The sequence below is a fragment of the Ornithinimicrobium flavum genome (assembly GCF_004526345.1).
Taxonomy (GTDB): domain Bacteria; phylum Actinomycetota; class Actinomycetes; order Actinomycetales; family Dermatophilaceae; genus Ornithinicoccus; species Ornithinicoccus flavus.
The window spans coordinates 1,062,789-1,078,141 of record NZ_CP038213.1 but is presented as its reverse complement, the minus strand read 5'-3'; the positions used below and the strand labels follow the sequence as shown (position 1 = coordinate 1,078,141).

Sequence of the window (15,353 nt, the reverse complement as noted above, 5' to 3'; positions counted from 1 at the left end):
TCCTCAGACGACGATGTTGACGAGGCTGGGCGCCCGCACGACGACCTTGCGGACCGGCGCGTCCCCGACGTGGGCCCGCACCTTCTCGCTGGCCAGGGCCAGGGCCTCCAGCTCCTCGGCGGCGATGTCGGCAGCCACCTCCAGCCGGTCGCGCACCTTGCCCTTCACCTGGACCACGCAGGTGACGGTGTCGTCCACGAGCATGGCCGGGTCCGCCTCCGGGAAGGGATCGAAGGCCAGCGAGGTGGTGTGCCCCAGTCGCTCCCACAGCTCCTCGGCCAGGTGGGGCGCCACCGGGGCGACCATCTGCACCAGGGGCTCGATGACCGCGCGCGGGGTCTGTCCGGTCCGGGTCAGCAGGTTGTTGAGCTCGATCATCTTGGCGACGGCGGTGTTGGTCCGCAGCGCCTCGTAGTCGGCGCGGACGCCGTCGATGGTGCGGTGCAGCGCCTTCTCCAGCTCCGCCGACAGGGGCTCGTCGGTGACTCGCAACTTCCCGGTCTCCTCGTCGACGACGTTGCGCCACAGGCGCTGCAGGAAGCGCTGGCTGCCGACGACGGCCCGCGTCTCCCACGGGCGGTACTGCTCCAGGGGGCCCATGGACATCTCGTAGACCCGGAAGGTGTCGGCGCCGTACTGCTCGCACATCTCGTCCGGGGTGACGACGTTCTTCAGGGACTTGCCCATCTTGCCGTACTCCTGGGTGACGGCCTGCCCGTTCCAGGTGTATGACGCAGTGCCGTCCTCGGAGACGTGGTGCTCGACCTCCTCGGCCGGCACGGGGAAGCCGCGCTCGTCGCGGTAGACCCAGGCCTCGATCATGCCCTGGTTGATGAGCTTGCGGAAGGGCTCCTCGCTGCTCACGTGACCCAGGTCGAAGAGCACCTTGTGCCAGAAGCGGGAGTAGAGCAGGTGCAGCACCGCGTGCTCGACACCCCCGACGTAGAGGTCGACCCCACCGGGGTCGACCGATCCCTCCGGCGCGCCGGGCACCGGCTCGGCCCGCGGGCCGGTCCAGTAGCGCTCGACCTCGGGATCGACGGGCGCCTGGTCGTTGGCGGGGTCCTGGTAGCGCAGGTAGTACCAGCACGACCCGGCCCAGTTGGGCATGGTGTTGGTCTCCCGGCGGAAGCGCCGCAGACCGCGCCCGTCCCCCAGGTCCAGCTCCACCTCGACCCACTCGGTGGCGCGCGCCAGCGGGGCCTCCGGCGAGCTGTCCGCGTCCTGCGCGTCGAAGGTCCGCGGGCTGTAGTCGGGCACGTCCGGCAGCTCGACCGGCAGCATCGAGTCGGGCACGGAGTGCGCCACGCCGTCCTCGTCCCAGACGATCGGGAAGGGCTCGCCCCAGTAGCGCTGCCGGCTGAAGAGCCAGTCGCGCAGCCGGTAGGTCACGGTCGGCTCCCCCAGCCCCTTCTCGTCCAGCCAGGCGATGATCCGCTCCTTGGCCTCGTCGACCCCCAGCCCGTCCAGGCTGACCTCGTCGTTCGCGGAGTTGATCGCCGGGCCGTCGCCGGTGAACGCCTGGTCCTGCGGGAACCCCTCGGTCGGCTGCACGGTGCGGATGATCGGCAGGTCGTAGGCGACCGCGAAGTCCCAGTCGCGCTGGTCCTGGCCGGGGACGGCCATGATGGCCCCGGTCCCGTAGCCCATGAGCACGTAGTCGGCGACGAAGACCGGGATCTGGGCCCCGTTGACCGGGTTGGTCGCGAAGGCGCCGGTGAAGACGCCGGACTTGGTCTTCGAGTCCGCCTGCCGCTCCACGTCGCTCTTGGTCGAGGCCATCTGCTGGTATGCCGTCACCGCCGTCCGCGGGTCGGGGTGGCCGCCGGTCCAGGCGGGCCTGGTGCCCTCGGGCCAGGCGTGCGGGACGGTCCCGTCGTCCTCTGCCAGGGCCCGCTCCAGGAAGGGGTGCTCCGGCGCGACCACCATGAAGGTGGCGCCGAACAGGGTGTCGGGCCGGGTGGTGAAGACGTGGATCGGGAAGACCGTGTCACCGTCGTCCGAGGGCACCTCGAAGCGCACGTCGGCCCCGGTGGAGCGGCCGATCCAGTTGCGCTGCATGAGCTTGACCTTCTCCGGCCAGTCCAGCCGCTCCAGGTCGTCGGTGAGGCGGTCGGCATACGCCGTGATCCGCATCTTCCACTGGCTCAGGCTGCGCTTGAAGACCGGGAAGTCACCCCGCTCGGACTTGCCGTCGGCGGTGACCTCCTCGTTGGCCAGCACGGTGCCCAGGCCGGGGCACCAGTTGACCGGCGCCTGGGACAGGTAGGCCAGCCGGTAGCGGTCCAGCTCCTGCGCCCGCTCCGTCGGCGACCTCTCCGCCCACAGGCCGCCGTCGCTCATCGCGCGCCGGCCCGACTCGAACTGCTCGACCAGCTCGCTGATCGGCCGGGCCCGCCCGGGCGTGCGCTGCCCGGAGCCCTCGCGCGGCGCCGCCTCGGGGTCGTACCAGGACTCGAAGATCTGGGTGAAGATCCACTGGGTCCAGCGGTAGTAGTCGGGGTCGATGGTGGCGAAGCTGCGGCGCTGCTCGTGACCCATCCCGAGCCGGCGCAGCTGGCGGCGGTAGACCTCCATGTTGGCCTCGGTGGTGACGCGGGGGTGCTGCCCGGTCTGCACGGCATACTGCTCGGCCGGCAGCCCGAAGGCGTCGAAACCCATCGTGTGCAGCACGTTGGCGCCGGTGGTGCGCTGGAACCGCGCGTGGACGTCGGTGGCGATGAAGCCGAGCGGGTGCCCGACGTGCAGGCCCGCCCCGGAGGGGTAGGGGAACATGTCCATGATGAAGCGGTGCGGACGTCCGGGGGCGAGGCGGGGGTCCTCGGGGGTGGCCCAGGGACCGGCCGGGTTGGCCGAGGTGAAAGTCTCCTCGGCCTCCCAGCGGTCCTGCCACCGGGCCTCGATCTGGTTGGCCAGCTCGGCCGTGTAGCGGTGCTGGGGGATGCGCTCGCTCATCGTCGTCCTTGTCGTCGTCTCGCTGCTGTGCTCTGGGTATGCCGCTCGGTGCACAAAAAAGCCCCTCGCTCAGGAGGGGTCAGCCGCGCTGGGTGGTGCGTGGGTCAGCGCGGCTGCGTAAGGAGGAGCTCGCAGCGGGTCGTCATGATGGGTCCCACCATAGCGCAGCGGGCGCCCGTCCCCGGAGGGTCGGGCGCCCGCTGGCGGCTCGTCGGCGGCTGAGAGGCTCAGGCGCCGATCGAGTGGAACTTCTTGGCCATGGCCGACTTCTTGTTGGCGGCCTGGTTCTTGTGGATGACGCCCTTGGAGACGGCCTTGTCCAGCTTGCGCGAGGCCACCTTCAGCGCATCCTCGGCCTTGCCCGCGTCGCCGCTGTCGACGGCCTCGCGGAACTTGCGGAGGAAGGTGCGCAGCTCGGACTTGTAGGCGCGGTTGCGCTCGGTCCGCTTGGCGTTGGTCTTGACGCGCTTGATCTGGGACTTGATGTTTGCCACGAAGTGCTCTTCCTGCTCAGTCGTTGAATGGGTGTCGTAGAGGGCGACGACCGCGCTCCGGCCGATTGCGGCGTGGGGGTGCCCTGGCGAGGCCAGGAACGCGGGTGATGCGGTGCGTTGCGCGCACGACCGAGCGCGCACGCGGTCTCCTAATCTAGCAGCGTGCTCCCGTGGGGCCCAAACGTCGTCCCGCCGGCCGTCGCCCTCGTCGTCGCCGGTCGGCCCGGCCTCACGTCGCCCGCTGGTCCCGGACCACCCGGTAGCGCACGAAGGACGGCACCAGCAGGGCCGCGACCAGGGTGCCGACGATGACGAGCACCCCGCCACCGGCCGCGGCGACGGCCGCGCCCACCATGGCGGCCGAGGCGCCGTGCAGCACGTCCGCGACCCTCGGGCCACCGGCGACGACCACGATGAAGACGCCCTGCAGCCTCCCCCGCACGTTGTCGTCGGCCGCGGTGAGGAGCATGCTCGTGCGGAACGCCGCCGAGGCCATGTCGGCCGCCCCGCCCAGCGCCAGGCAGGAGAGGGCCGCGGCCAGCATGAGCGGCCGCGACAGGTCGGCGAGGAGCACCGCCACCCCGAAGCCGGTCATCGCCGCTCCCCACACCAGGATGCAGACGATCACGGCCAGCCCCTGGCGCTCCACCCGGGACACCCACCCCGACAGCACCCCGCCGAGCACCGCCCCGGCCGGGATCGCCGCGAAGAGGAGGGCGAAGACCAGCCCGCCCTCGGGGTCCCCGCCGAAGCTGAGGTGCGCCATCTCCGGGAACAGCGCCCGCGGCATACCGAAGACCATGGCGATGATGTCGACGACGAAGGACATCATGAGCACCGGGTGGTGGCGCAGGTAGGCCAGGCCGTCGACGACCGAGCGCATCCCCGGCACCCGCGCGGTCGAGCCCTCGACGGCGAGCGAGGGCAGCCCCAGCACGGCCCATAGCGTGGCGAGGAGCGTGACCGTGTCCAGGGCGTAGAGCCAGGCGAAGCCGAGGACGGGGATGAGCATGCCGCCGACGAGCGGCCCCGCGATGGCGCCGGCCTGCATGACGGTCATGTTGAGGGAGGCCGCGGAGGGGATCAGCTCGCTCGGCAGCAGGGAGGGCAGGATCGCGCTGCGGGTCGGCTGGTTGACGGCGAAGAACGCCTGCTGGACGGCGAAGAGGACCAGCAGCCACCACACCCCGAACCCGTCGGTCCCGCCGACCGCCGACTGGAGCCAGAAGAGGCCGCTGGTGACGATGAGCCCGATGGTCGTGACGAGCAGGATCGTGCGCCGGTCGAAGACGTCGGCGAGCGCGCCGCCCCACAGCCCGAAGACGACGAGCGGCACCAGCCCGAACAGGCCGGTGAGCCCGACGTACGCCGACGACCCGGTCATGACGTAGATCTGCGCCGGCACCGCGACGACCGTGAGCTGGGCGCCGATGACGGTGACGATGTTGGCCAGCCACAGCCGTTTGAAGTGCGCGTTCCGCAGGGGGCGGGTGTCGGCCACCAGGCCCCGGAGGGATCGCACGAGGAGGCAATCTACGCCGCTGCGGGTATGCGGTGCCGCCGCGGGCTACCTCGTGCCCGCCTGACGCAGGCGGCACACCTCCAGGACGGCGCGCTCCACCGCGTACTCCGGGCTGCGCACGGCGGCCTCGGTGCGGATGCCGCCCTTGACGTCGACGTCGGCCGCGGCCACCGCCTGGATGGCCGCCCCGAGCCGCGGACCGTCCCAGGCCTGGGCGACCCGGCGGGCCTGGTCGACCTGCCACGGCGCCATACCGAGGTCCTTGGCGAGCTGCCCGGCGCTGCCCCGGCCCGCGGCCGCGACCCGGCCCACCTGGCGCAGCTGCATCGCCAGCACCGCCACGATCGGCACCGGGTCAAGCCCACCCAGCATCGCGTGCCGCAGCAGGCGCATCGCCACCGCCTCCTGACCGGCGAGGGCCGCCTCGGCGACCTTGAAGCCGGTGGTCTCGACCTTCTCGCCGTAGTAGGTGGCGACGTCCTCCGCTTCGACGAGACCCTCGACGTCCCGCACGAGCTGCGCGCAGGCGCCGGCGAGCTCGCGCAGGTCCTTGCCGACCGCCAGGACGAGGGCGTTCACCGCCTCCGGCGCGATCTTGCGACGCGCCGCGCGGAACTCCTTGACCACGAAGTCGTGCTTGTCCTTCTCGGTCCGGACCGCCTTGGCCTCCACCACCCGGGCGTCGGCCTTCCGCAGCGCGTCGAGCACGCGCTTGCCGCGGTTGCCCTGCTTGTGGCGGACGACGAGGGTGACGCCGTCCGCGGGTTGCTCGAGGTAGGCGCTCAGGTCGTCGACGAGCGCGTCGTCGGCCTCGTCCATGTCGTGCACGACGAGCACCGTCGACCCACCGAACAGGCTCGGGCTCGCGTGGACCAGCAGCTCGCCGGGCTGGTAGGCGGAGGCGTGGAGCCGGACGACCTCGACCTCGGGCTCGGCGGCCCTCACCGCCTGCACGACCGACTCGGTGGCCCGCTCGGCCAGCAGCTCCTCCGGGCCGGTGACGAGGACGAAGGGCGGGGGTGTGCTCACGGGCCCCAGCCTGCCACGCGCCGCCGACACCCCGACGCGGCCGTCCACACGCATGCATGGACGATCATCGATGTGGGGCGTACGCTGGGGAGATGACCGCGCCACCGACCGTGAGCACCGAGGACGTCTGCTGCCCCGGTGCGGACTGCGACCTGCTCCCCCGCGGCCAGGCCGAGGACCTGGCGCTGGTCTTCAAGGCGTTGGCCGACCCGACGCGGGTCCGGCTGCTGCAGTACCTCGCCGAGTCGCAGTCCGGCACCGCCTGCGCGTGCCATCTCCCGACGGCCCTGCAGATCAGCCAGCCCACCCTGTCCTTCCACATGCACAAGCTGCACGAGGCCGGTCTGGTCGACCGTGACAAGCGCGGCCGCTGGGTGCACTGGACGGTCCGCCGCGCGCCGCTCGAGCAGGTGCGCGGCTTCCTCGCGCTGTCCGAGAGGGTGGGCGCGGCGCCGGCGGACGGGTGCTGCTGACCGGTGCCGGCCCTGCCGGCCGTCCCCGGACGACCGCCTCGGGTCAGTCGCGGGCCGGCACGTCCAACGACGCGATGAGGGCCGTGACCCGCGCCCGGATCTCGTCCCGGATGGGCCGCACCGCCTTCACGCCCTGGCCGGCAGGATCGTCCAGCTCCCAGTCCTCGTAGCGCTTCCCGGGATAGACGGGGCAGGTGTCGCCGCAGCCCATCGTGATGACGACGTCCGAGGCACGGACGGCTCCGTCGGTCAGGAGCTTGGGCTGCTCGGCCGTGATGTCGATGCCCTCCTCGGCCATAGCCTGGACGGCGGCCGGGTTGACCTGGTCCGCCGGTGCGGAGCCGGCCGAGAGGACCTCGACCGCCCCGTCGGCCAGGTGCTGCAGGTAGGCCGCGGCCATCTGCGAGCGGCCCGCGTTGTGGACGCAGACGAACAGGACGGTGGGTCTCGCGGTGCCGGTCACGACGTGGCCTCTCGGGAAGCGGGGACGGCGCGGGTGGGGAAGGAGCGACGCAGGGCGAGGGAGACGTAGACGAGTCCGACGAGGACCGGCACCTCGATGAGGGGGCCGACGACGGCCGCGACCGCCTCGCCCGAGGTGACCCCGAAGGTCGCGATCGCCACCGCGATCGCCAGCTCGAAGTTGTTGCCGGCTGCGGTGAAGGCCAGGGTGGTGGTGCGTTCGTAGGACATCCCCAGAGCCCGACCCAGGACGAACCCCAGGCCCCACATGAGGCCGAAGTAGAGCAGCAGCGGCACCGCCATCCGCGCCACGTCCAGGGGTTGGGAGACGATCCGGTCACCCTGGAGGGCGAAGAGCAGCACGATCGTGAAGAGCAGCCCGCGCAGCGCCCACGGGCCGACGACGGGCAGGAAGCGCTCCTCGTACCACTGCCGCCCGCGCGCCCGCTCGCCCCAGACCCGGGACAGGTAGCCGGCCAGCAGCGGGATCCCGAGGAAGATGAGCACCGACGTGGCGATCTGCCAGGGGCTGACGTCCAGCGCCGCCTGGTCCAGCCCGAGCCACCCGGGGAGGACCGACAGATAGAACCAGCCCAGGCCGGCGAACGCGACGACCTGGAAGATCGAGTTGAGGGCGACCAGGACCGCGGCGGCCTCCCGGTCCCCGCAGGCCAGGTCGTTCCAGATGACGACCATCGCGATGCAGCGCGCCAGGCCCACGATGATCAGGCCCGTGCGGTACTCCGGCAGGTCGGCCAGGAAGATCCAGGCCAGCGCGAACATCAGCGCCGGGCCGAGCACCCAGTTGAGCACCAGCGAGCTGACCAGCAGCCGCCGGTCGGCGACCACGGTGTCCAGGCGGTCGTAACGCACCTTCGCCAGGACGGGGTACATCATGACCAGCAGCCCCAGGGCGATCGGCAGCGAGATGCCCTCGATCTCCACCGCGCCGAGCCATGACCCCAGGCCGGGCACGAGCCGGCCCAGCAGCAGACCGGCCAGCATCGCGGCGCCGATCCAGACGGGGAGGTACTTGTCGGTCGTCGACAGGTGCCCGGCCGGTCCGGTGTCGCGCGTCGTCACGGTGGCGGGCCCGTGGCTCATGGTGGATCCGATCTATAGACGACTGTCTATGCCTCATCGTCGTGCAGGACATCGACCGATGTCAATCCGACCCGGCTTCGCGACTCACTCCCCCGACGGACTCCCAGGGCCCCAGGTCGAGCCATCCCCTGGCGACAACGGCCGGGCGGGTGCGGGTCACCGCATCGAGCGGGAGCGGGCCGACGATGTGGGGGTAGCGGTCGCCGGAGGGATCCGATGGGTCGCCGGACTCGAGCCGCACGTCAGTCCCGTGCTCGCGCAGCCGGGCCGGGTCGATCTCCAGGACCACCAGCGGGTCCGCGCAGCGCGCGAAGTGGGCCCGGACGACGGCCGCCAGCTGCTCCGGGTAGGCCGCATGGATGAAGCCGACCTGCTGCAGCGACGCGCCGAGCGTGGAGCGCTCGTAGCGGCCCCGGCGCACCGCGGCCTCCCAGTGGACCAGCTCGGCGAGGTGCCAGAACGGCCGGTCCTCGGGCGGGTCGGTCGGCGTGCTGGCGTCGTCCCCCAGGGCCGCTGCCGGGCTCGCGGCGTCGTCCCACCCATTCCCCTCCGGGCCCAGGCCGTCGGTGGGCCCGGCGGGACCGCCGCTCACGCACCCACCTCCAGGCCCAGCTGGTGCATCCGCGCTGTGACCAGGTCCGGCGCCAGCTCCAGGTGCTCGCAGAGCTCCTCCAGCGAGACGCCCGAGCCGACCCCGTCGCGCAGCTCCTCGTCCTGCTCGTCGGTCCAGGCGTGCCCACCGGTGACCGCGGTGCGGGGTGACCGGGCGACGGGGACCTCGTCGGTGGGCAGCGGTGCCCCGCCGATACCCCGCGCCCCGGGCTGCACCACCGGCACGACGTCGGGGGCTTCCTGGTCGAGACGACGCAGGGCACCGAGCACGAGCTCTTTGTCGCTGGTGGGCCAGAACGGCGGCAGCGAGCGCTGCAGGAAGCCGGCGTAGCGCGCGCTCATCATCCGGGAGTCGAGGAACGCCACGACCCCCCGGTCGTCCCCGCGGCGGATCAGCCGACCGGCACCCTGGGCCAGCCGCAGGGCCGCGTGGGTCGCGGAGACCGCCATGAACCCGTTGCCGCCCATCCGGCCGATCGCCTCGGTCCGGGCGGAGGACAGCGGGTCGTCCGGGCGGGGGAAGGGGATGCGGTCGATGAGCACCAGCTGGCACGCGGACCCCGGCACGTCCACGCCCTGCCACAGCGACATGGTCCCGAACAGGCACGTCGTGGCGTCCGAGGCGAAGTCCCGCACCAGGGTCGGCATCTGGTCCTCACCCTGGCAGAGGATGCGGATCCCGGTGTCCGCCAGCCGGTCCCGCATCTGCTCGGCCGCGGCCTCCGCGGCGCGCCGCGAGCTGAAGAGCCCCAGGGTGCGTCCACCGGCCGCCCGCACCAGCTCCTCGATCTCGTCGAAGACCGCCGGGCTCGCTCCGTCCCGGCCCGGCGGGGGCAGGTGGGCCGCGACGTAGGCGATCCCCTGCTGGGGGTAGTCGAAGGGCGAGCCGACGTCGAGCCCCTTCCACGTCGGTGACCCCGCCCCCCGCAGGCCGATCGTGCCCGCGACGGCGTCGAAGGTGCCGCCCAGCTCAAGGGTGGCGGAGGTGAGGACGACGGTTCGCTCGGCGAAGATCTTGTCCCGGACGAGCAGGGACACGCTCATCGGTGCAACCCGCAGCACGCTGCCGCGCCGCTGGTCGTGGGTGATCCACACGACGTCCAGCTCCCGGTCCTCCAGCACCCGCTCGCTGGTGTCGAAGACGTCCTGGACCGCGGCGAGCGCCATCTGCCGGGCCCCGTCGACCTCCGCGCCCTTCTCCGGCTTGATCTCCGACAGCGCCGCCCGCGACGCGTCGAGGACCAGCTGCATCGTGGTCACCAGGCGCTCGGGCATCGACTGCAAGCGACCCTCGGGCAGCTGCTCGAGCGCGGCCGCGACGAGGTCGCTGGTCTCCGCCAGCCGGGCCGCCGCCTCACCCTTGCCCGCGCGGCGGGCCGCGACCGAGACGCTGGAGGCCGTGAGCTCGTCGGTGATGGTCGAGGTGACGCGGTCGGTGAGCTCGTGCGCCTCGTCGATGATGAGCAGGTCGTGCTCGGGCAGCATGAAGCGGCCCTCGAAGGCGTCGATGGCCATGAAGCTGTGGTTGGTGACGATGACGTCGACCTCGGTCGCGGCGGCCCGGGAGCGCTCGACGTAGCAGTCGGCCACCACGGGGCACTTGCTCCCGAGGCACTCGTGGGCGGTGACGGAGACCTGCCGCCACGCCCGGTTGCTCACCCCGGGCACGAGCTCGTCGCGGTCGCCGGACTCGGTGAGCTCGGCCCACTCCCGCAGCCGCACCACCTCGCCGCCCAGCCGCCCCCGCTCCCGGTCGACCGACCCCACCGACAGCAGCGAGTCGTCGTCCTCGTCCGGGAAGCCACCGACCAGCTTGTGCTCGCACAGGTAGTTGGACCGACCCTTGACCAGGGCGAACGTCGGCCGTCGCCCCATCAGCGGCGCCAGCGCGTCGGCGATCCGCGGCAGGTCACGGTCGACGATCTGCGCCTGCAGGGCGAGGGTCGCCGTGGCCACGACGACGGGCTTGCCCGTGCGCATCGCGTGCGCGATCGCCGGCACGAGGTAGGCCAGCGACTTGCCGGTGCCGGTGCCGGCCTGGACCAGCAGGTGCTCCTCCTGCTCCACCGCGCGCTCCACGGCCCTGGCCATGCTCACCTGACCGGGACGCTCGGTCCCCCCGACCGCGGCCACGGCCGCACGGAGCATCGTGTCGAGGTCGGGGACGGCAGGCATGGGTCTCAGGGTATGCGGTGCCGCCCACCCTCCGACGGCACCGTCCACAGCCCTCAGCCGTCGGCGACCTCCGCCGTGGTGACGTCGACGAAGGCGTGCTCCATGAGCTCCCGCAGCACCTCCAGGTCCAGCTGATCCAGACGGTTGGCGTAGACGCAGTCCACCCCGAGGGTGTGCGGCCCCAGCCGGGCGAGGAGCTCCTCGCTGCGGGGATGGCCCTGCAACCCGTAGAACGTGAGCTTCGCCCTGCGCGGCGAGAACCCCACCCGGAACCACCTGCCTTCGGTGGCTCCACTACTTGACCGGTAGCGCGCCGACCCGTAACCGACCATCGACGGGCCCCACATCACGCCCTCGACACCGGTGGCCTCCCGCATCACGTCGAGCAGGACCCGCCCTCCCCGGACCGTCTGCCGTCCAGGGTCTCCAGGAACGCCTCCGGTGGCACATCGGTGGGGACGGTCCTGGGTGCGCGGCCTGCCATAAGCCCACCTTGGCATGGACCACCGCCCCACGGCCGGAACAGAGCTCGCGCCGCACGAGCCACCGGGGCAGCCGAGCTCGCGGCCTCCCCGGCCCCAGCATGCGCGCCGCGCGGGCGCGGGCGGGGCTAGCCTGACCTGCGTGGCCCAGTGGATCTACTTCCTGCACCCGCCGCGCGAGCACTTCGCGGACACCATGACGCCGCAGGAGGAGTCGGTCTTCGCCGAGCACTTCGCCCACCTGCAGCGTCTCACCGAGCAGGGGGTGGTCATCCTCGCCGGCCCGACGCTCGGGCCGGTGAACACCGGGATCACGGTCTTCGAGGCACCGGACGAGACCGCCGCGCGGGCCCTCATGGAGTCCGACCCCGCGATCGCCCGGGGCGTGGTGACCGGGGAGCTGCGGGAGATGCGGGTGGCGCTGCTGCGCCGGTGAGGGCCGAGGAGGTGGCCAGCGGCGCTGACCACCCGGCTCGGGATGCGGTTGGCGCGCGGGTCGCCGGCTGGCGCTGTACCCCCTGCTCGCCAGGAGCTGTCAGGCGACGCGGTGGCCGCCCGTGTAGACGTTGACAGAGGCCCCGCGGTTGAAGCCGAGGAGCGTCATACCGACCTCCTCTGCCAGCTCCACCGCGAGGCTGGACGGCGCCGACACGGCGGACAGGACCGGGATTCCCGCGAGCGCGGCCTTCTGGACGAGCTCGAAGGACGCCCGCCCGGAGACCTGGAGGACCGTGCCGGGCAACGGCATACCCCGCTCCCCCAGCGCCCAGCCCAGGACCTTGTCGACGGCGTTGTGCCGGCCCACGTCCTCCCGCAGGCAGACCAGCTCGAGGCCGCCCTCACCGGGGACGAAGAGACCGGCCGCGTGCACCCCGCCGGTCCGGTCGAAGAGGACCTGCTCGCTCCGCAGCCGGTCGGGCAGGGAGAGCAGGTCGGCGAGGGGGTGGGCCGCGGTGTCGCCCCGGAGGTCATGGGCGCCGGAGCGCCGCACCGACTCGATCGACGCGGTGCCGCACACCCCGCAGGAGGAGGAGGTATAGACGTGCCGCTCCAGCGAGAGGTTCGGCGCCGGCACCCCCTCGGCCAGGGTGAGGTCCACGACGTTGTAGTCGCGCAACCCGTCCGGCCCGATCCCGGACCGGTAGTCGATCTGTGCCACGTCGTCCCACGAGCGCAGCAGCCCCTCGCCGTGCAGGAAGCCCACGACGAGGTCGAAGTCGTGACCGGGCGTCCGCATCGTCACCGAGAGGGCCCGACCGTCGACCCGGATCTCCAGCGGCTCCTCCCCCGCGACCACGTCCGCGCGGGTCCGTGCCGCGCCCCCGGCGGTGAGCCGGGTGACGCGACGGCGCTGCGTGACGCGGGTCATGCCCGCCAGCGTAGGCCGGGCGCGGGCCCGGCGGCCGGGTGGTCAGCCCTCGGAGGAGGAGTACTGCGCGTGGAACTCCAGGAAGGCCTCGTAGGCGCGGGGACCGTAGACCGAGCTCGGTCCGCCCGCCATGAGGATGGCGACACCGATCGTCTCGGCCACCTCCTCGGGGGTGGCCCCGGCGCGGGCGGCACCCCGGGCGTGCGAGGCGATGCAGCCGTCGCACTTCTGGTCGATCCCGATGGCCAGGGCGATGAGCTCCTTGGTGCGGGTGTCCAGCGCACCGCCGGCGAGGGCGGCCTTGTGGGTCGCCGCGAAGCCCGCGTAGACGTCCGGGATGGCTGCACGCAGCGTGCGTGCGGGGTCCCGGAGGTCGTCGAGCACCTTCTTGCCGTGGGTCATCTGGGGTCCTTCTCTAGACGGTGGGGATACCCCTCAGGGTATCAACCGACGAGAAGGTTTCCCGAACCGACCGGGAGATCGACCCCTGCCGTCCGGGAGCGCCCGGCCCTACAGTGAGGCCGTGACCGACGCCTCCGCGATCGCGGTGCCGGGGCGGCTGGACGGCCATCGCCCCCCGGCCAATACCTGGCTGCGGCCGGTCGCGGTCGCAGGCCTGGTGGCGACGGTCGCCGGCGTGGCGACGGTCCTGGCCCTCCTGGCCGCCGGGGCCACGGAGGGGGTCGAGGGTTTCAACAGCACCGTCTCGTTCGTCCTGCAGATGATCGGTATGGCTGGCCTCGCGCTCGCCGGGGCGACGCTGGCGCGTCACCGGCCGCGCGAACCCATCGCCTGGCTCATGCTCGGGTCGGCCGCGGCCTGGGTGGCCGGGCCCTTGGCGCTGCTGGCCGCACTCACCTTGCTGGCACGGGGGCACGAGCTGGCCCTGTGGGCGGGGTGGCTCACGAACTGGATCTGGGTCCCCGCCCAGGGCCTGACCACGATCATGCTGCTGCGCTTCCCCAACGGCCGCCTGCCTGGGCGCCGCTGGCGCGTGGCGGAGGCGCTGGTGCTGGCGTGGACCGGGCTGACGACGCTGACCACCGCGGTCCTGCCCGGACCTCTGGGTGCGCCGGCCCTGGAGTCGCTTCCCAACCCCCTGGGGGTCCGGGTTCTGGAGGGCATCTCCTCCCCGCTCCTCAGCGGGTTGTTCGCGGTGCTCCCGGGTCTGGTGGTGCTGGCCTGCGCGGCCCCGGTGCTGCGATGGCGCCGGGCCGGCGAGCGCGACCGGCGGGCCCTGCGCTGGCTGGCCCTGGCCGCGCTCGTGGTTGCCGTCGCCGCACCCCTGGCGCTCCTGGCCGAGGCGGGAGCGGTGCTGCAGGGCGTGGCCTTCCTGCTGCTGCCGGTCGCGGTGGGGGCGGCCGTCGTCCGGGACCAGCTCTGGGGCCTGGACCTGCGCGTGCGCTACGACCGCCTCCACGCCGCCCGGCTGCAGGAGCGGGAGCGGCTGCGGCGGGAGCTGCACGACTCGTTGGGGCCTGCCCTCGGGTCGCTCTCCATGCGTGCCGAGGCGGCCCGCAACCTGCTCGCCCGGGGGGAGACCGGAAGGATCGACGAGCTGCTCGCCTCAATCGGCACCACCACCGAGGAGGCGCTGGGCGAGGTCCGCCGCCTCATCGACGACCTGGGCCCGGCCGCCCTGCAGGACCAGGACCTCGGGGCGGCGGTAAGCGAGCACGTGGGCGTCTACGCCGACACCTTCCCGATCACCGTCTCCCTGCACCCCGACCCGCTGCCCGACCTGGATGAACGGGCGGCCGCGACGGCCTACCTGGTCGTGGTCGAAGCAGTGCGCAACGCGGCCCGCCACTCGGGCGGAGCCGGCGCGCGGGTGCGGTTGGCGGTCGTGGGCGACCGCCTGGAGGTCGGGGTCCACGACGACGGGCGTGGGCTCACCGGCTCGGTCGAGGGGACCGGCCGGCGGGGGATGGCGCGCCGCGCGGCGGCCGTCGGCGCGGAGCTGTCGGTGCAGGAGGCGGTCGAGGGCGGCTGCACCGTGCGGCTGACGGTCCCGGGAGCGCTGCGGTGATCCGGGTCGCTGTGGCCGACGACCACCCGGTGTTCCGCGAGGGCCTGCAGTTGCTGCTCGACAGCGCGGAGGACATCGAAGTCGTGGGCGTCGCGGCGGACGGTATGGAGCTGCTGCAGCTGCTGAAGGACGGACTGGAGGTGGACGTCGTGGTGCTCGACCTTGACATGCCGGTGCTCGACGGGGTGGACGCCGCCCGCGAGCTGTCGCGCACCCGCCCGCACGTCGGGCTGCTGGCGCTGACGATGCACGAGGACCCAGCGACCGTCGCCCGGGCGCTCGCGGCGGGGGTGCGCGGCTACGTCCTCAAGGGAGCCGGGCACGGCGCCGTCGCTCGCGCCGTCCGCGGCGTGGCCGAGGGGGACACCGTGCTCGGCGGCACGGTCGGCGAGGCCGTGCGGCGGCGGACCCTGCAGGGCGGCCCGGCGATCCCCGGCCTCTCGACCCGGGAGGACGAGGTGCTCGCGCTTGTGGCCAGGGGCCTGTCCAACCACGAGATCGCCCGTCGGTTGTTCCTGTCGGTCAAGACGGTGCAGAACAACGTCAGCGCGCTGCTGGCCAAGACCGGGGCACGCTCGCGGGCCGAGCTCGTCGCCCGGGCACGGGACGTGACGCAGGGCTGAGCTGGCACGGGCGGGAGGCGAAGG

The 15,353-nt window shown here is 72.8% G+C and carries 15 protein-coding genes; 4 read left to right on the top strand and 11 right to left on the bottom strand.

Annotated elements, in window-relative coordinates:
* Nucleotides 1-3: 3 nt before the first annotated feature.
* The 4 genes from E3Z34_RS05055 to holA form a co-directional block, all read right to left on the bottom strand.
* Nucleotides 4-2,955 (bottom strand): leucine--tRNA ligase, encoded by a 2,952-nt coding sequence (locus E3Z34_RS05055; RefSeq protein ID WP_134772729.1) that lies wholly within the window; start codon nt 2,953-2,955, stop codon nt 4-6.
* Between the two features lie 227 nt (nt 2,956-3,182).
* Entirely contained in the window at nt 3,183-3,449 is a 267-nt protein-coding gene (gene rpsT, locus E3Z34_RS05050; RefSeq protein WP_134772728.1) for a 30S ribosomal protein S20, read from the bottom strand.
* Nucleotides 3,450-3,678: 229 nt separating this feature from the next.
* Nucleotides 3,679-4,971: an MFS transporter gene (locus E3Z34_RS05045; protein ID WP_134772727.1), complete on the bottom strand. Its 1,293-nt coding sequence runs from the start codon at nt 4,969-4,971 to the stop codon at nt 3,679-3,681.
* Nucleotides 4,972-5,016: 45 nt separating this feature from the next.
* A complete protein-coding gene (gene holA, locus E3Z34_RS05040) occupies nt 5,017-6,000 on the bottom strand; it encodes a DNA polymerase III subunit delta (RefSeq protein WP_134772726.1) in 984 nt (327 codons plus the stop codon).
* Between the two features lie 92 nt (nt 6,001-6,092).
* On the opposite strand from holA, the gene E3Z34_RS05035 reads away from it, so the two are divergent.
* Nucleotides 6,093-6,473 carry an ArsR/SmtB family transcription factor gene (locus tag E3Z34_RS05035; protein WP_134772725.1) on the top strand — a complete coding sequence of 127 codons (381 nt, stop codon included), beginning with the start codon at nt 6,093-6,095 and terminating at the stop codon, nt 6,471-6,473.
* A 43-nt stretch (nt 6,474-6,516) separates the two neighbouring features.
* Here E3Z34_RS05035 and E3Z34_RS05030 read toward each other — a convergent pair whose 3' ends face one another.
* The 5 genes from E3Z34_RS05030 to E3Z34_RS05010 all read right to left on the bottom strand — a co-directional run bounded on the left by E3Z34_RS05030 (nt 6,517) and on the right by E3Z34_RS05010 (nt 11,203).
* Entirely contained in the window at nt 6,517-6,873 is a 357-nt protein-coding gene (locus tag E3Z34_RS05030) for an arsenate reductase ArsC (RefSeq protein WP_238695452.1), read from the bottom strand.
* A 59-nt stretch (nt 6,874-6,932) separates the two neighbouring features.
* The gene (gene arsB, locus E3Z34_RS05025) at nt 6,933-8,039 is read right to left on the bottom strand and encodes an ACR3 family arsenite efflux transporter (RefSeq protein ID WP_134772723.1); all 1,107 of its coding nucleotides are present in this window, start codon (nt 8,037-8,039) and stop codon (nt 6,933-6,935) included.
* Nucleotides 8,040-8,100: 61 nt separating this feature from the next.
* Nucleotides 8,101-8,631: a DUF952 domain-containing protein gene (locus E3Z34_RS05020; RefSeq protein ID WP_202977022.1), complete on the bottom strand. Its 531-nt coding sequence runs from the start codon at nt 8,629-8,631 to the stop codon at nt 8,101-8,103.
* A complete protein-coding gene (locus E3Z34_RS05015) occupies nt 8,628-10,826 on the bottom strand; it encodes an ATP-dependent DNA helicase (RefSeq protein WP_134772722.1) in 2,199 nt (732 codons plus the stop codon). Before E3Z34_RS05015 ends, E3Z34_RS05020 begins: the two co-directional genes overlap by 4 nt.
* A gap of 53 nt (nt 10,827-10,879) precedes the next feature.
* Nucleotides 10,880-11,203 (bottom strand): DUF1801 domain-containing protein, encoded by a 324-nt coding sequence (locus E3Z34_RS05010; protein WP_134772721.1) that lies wholly within the window; start codon nt 11,201-11,203, stop codon nt 10,880-10,882.
* Between the two features lie 247 nt (nt 11,204-11,450).
* On the opposite strand from E3Z34_RS05010, the gene E3Z34_RS05005 reads away from it, so the two are divergent.
* On the top strand, nt 11,451-11,744 hold the full coding sequence (locus E3Z34_RS05005) for a YciI family protein (protein ID WP_202977021.1): 294 nt from the start codon (nt 11,451-11,453) through the stop codon (nt 11,742-11,744).
* Nucleotides 11,745-11,843: 99 nt separating this feature from the next.
* Here E3Z34_RS05005 and fdhD read toward each other — a convergent pair whose 3' ends face one another.
* Nucleotides 11,844-12,677 carry a formate dehydrogenase accessory sulfurtransferase FdhD gene (fdhD, locus tag E3Z34_RS05000; RefSeq protein ID WP_134772720.1) on the bottom strand — a complete coding sequence of 278 codons (834 nt, stop codon included), beginning with the start codon at nt 12,675-12,677 and terminating at the stop codon, nt 11,844-11,846.
* Nucleotides 12,678-12,719: 42 nt separating this feature from the next.
* Nucleotides 12,720-13,079 carry a carboxymuconolactone decarboxylase family protein gene (locus E3Z34_RS04995; RefSeq protein WP_134772719.1) on the bottom strand — a complete coding sequence of 120 codons (360 nt, stop codon included), beginning with the start codon at nt 13,077-13,079 and terminating at the stop codon, nt 12,720-12,722.
* A gap of 121 nt (nt 13,080-13,200) precedes the next feature.
* Here E3Z34_RS04995 and E3Z34_RS04990 point away from each other — a divergent pair, with 121 nt between their 5' ends.
* Both E3Z34_RS04990 and E3Z34_RS04985 read left to right on the top strand, forming a co-directional pair.
* Nucleotides 13,201-14,706 carry a sensor histidine kinase gene (locus E3Z34_RS04990; RefSeq protein ID WP_134772718.1) on the top strand — a complete coding sequence of 502 codons (1,506 nt, stop codon included), beginning with the start codon at nt 13,201-13,203 and terminating at the stop codon, nt 14,704-14,706.
* Nucleotides 14,703-15,329, top strand: a complete 627-nt coding sequence (locus tag E3Z34_RS04985; RefSeq protein ID WP_134772717.1) for a response regulator transcription factor — start codon at nt 14,703-14,705, stop codon at nt 15,327-15,329. The genes E3Z34_RS04990 and E3Z34_RS04985 overlap by 4 nt, the downstream gene beginning before the upstream one ends.
* The last annotated feature ends 24 nt before the right edge of the window (nt 15,330-15,353 follow it).

Bases quoted from the DNA above. Each gene is read 5' to 3' on its own strand.
- E3Z34_RS05055 (WP_134772729.1), bottom strand. From the start codon at position 2,955: ATGAGCGAGCGCATCCCCCAGCACCGCTACACGGCCGAGCTGGCCAAC.
- E3Z34_RS05035 (WP_134772725.1), top strand. From the start codon at position 6,093: ATGACCGCGCCACCGACCGTGAGCACCGAGGACGTCTGCTGCCCCGGT.
- E3Z34_RS05030 (WP_238695452.1), bottom strand. From the start codon at position 6,873: ATGGCCGCGGCCTACCTGCAGCACCTGGCCGACGGGGCGGTCGAGGTC.
- arsB (WP_134772723.1), bottom strand. From the start codon at position 8,039: ATGAGCCACGGGCCCGCCACCGTGACGACGCGCGACACCGGACCGGCC.
- E3Z34_RS05015 (WP_134772722.1), bottom strand. From the start codon at position 10,826: ATGCCTGCCGTCCCCGACCTCGACACGATGCTCCGTGCGGCCGTGGCC.
- E3Z34_RS05010 (WP_134772721.1), bottom strand. From the start codon at position 11,203: ATGCGGGAGGCCACCGGTGTCGAGGGCGTGATGTGGGGCCCGTCGATG.
- fdhD (WP_134772720.1), bottom strand. From the start codon at position 12,677: ATGACCCGCGTCACGCAGCGCCGTCGCGTCACCCGGCTCACCGCCGGG.
- E3Z34_RS04995 (WP_134772719.1), bottom strand. From the start codon at position 13,079: ATGACCCACGGCAAGAAGGTGCTCGACGACCTCCGGGACCCCGCACGC.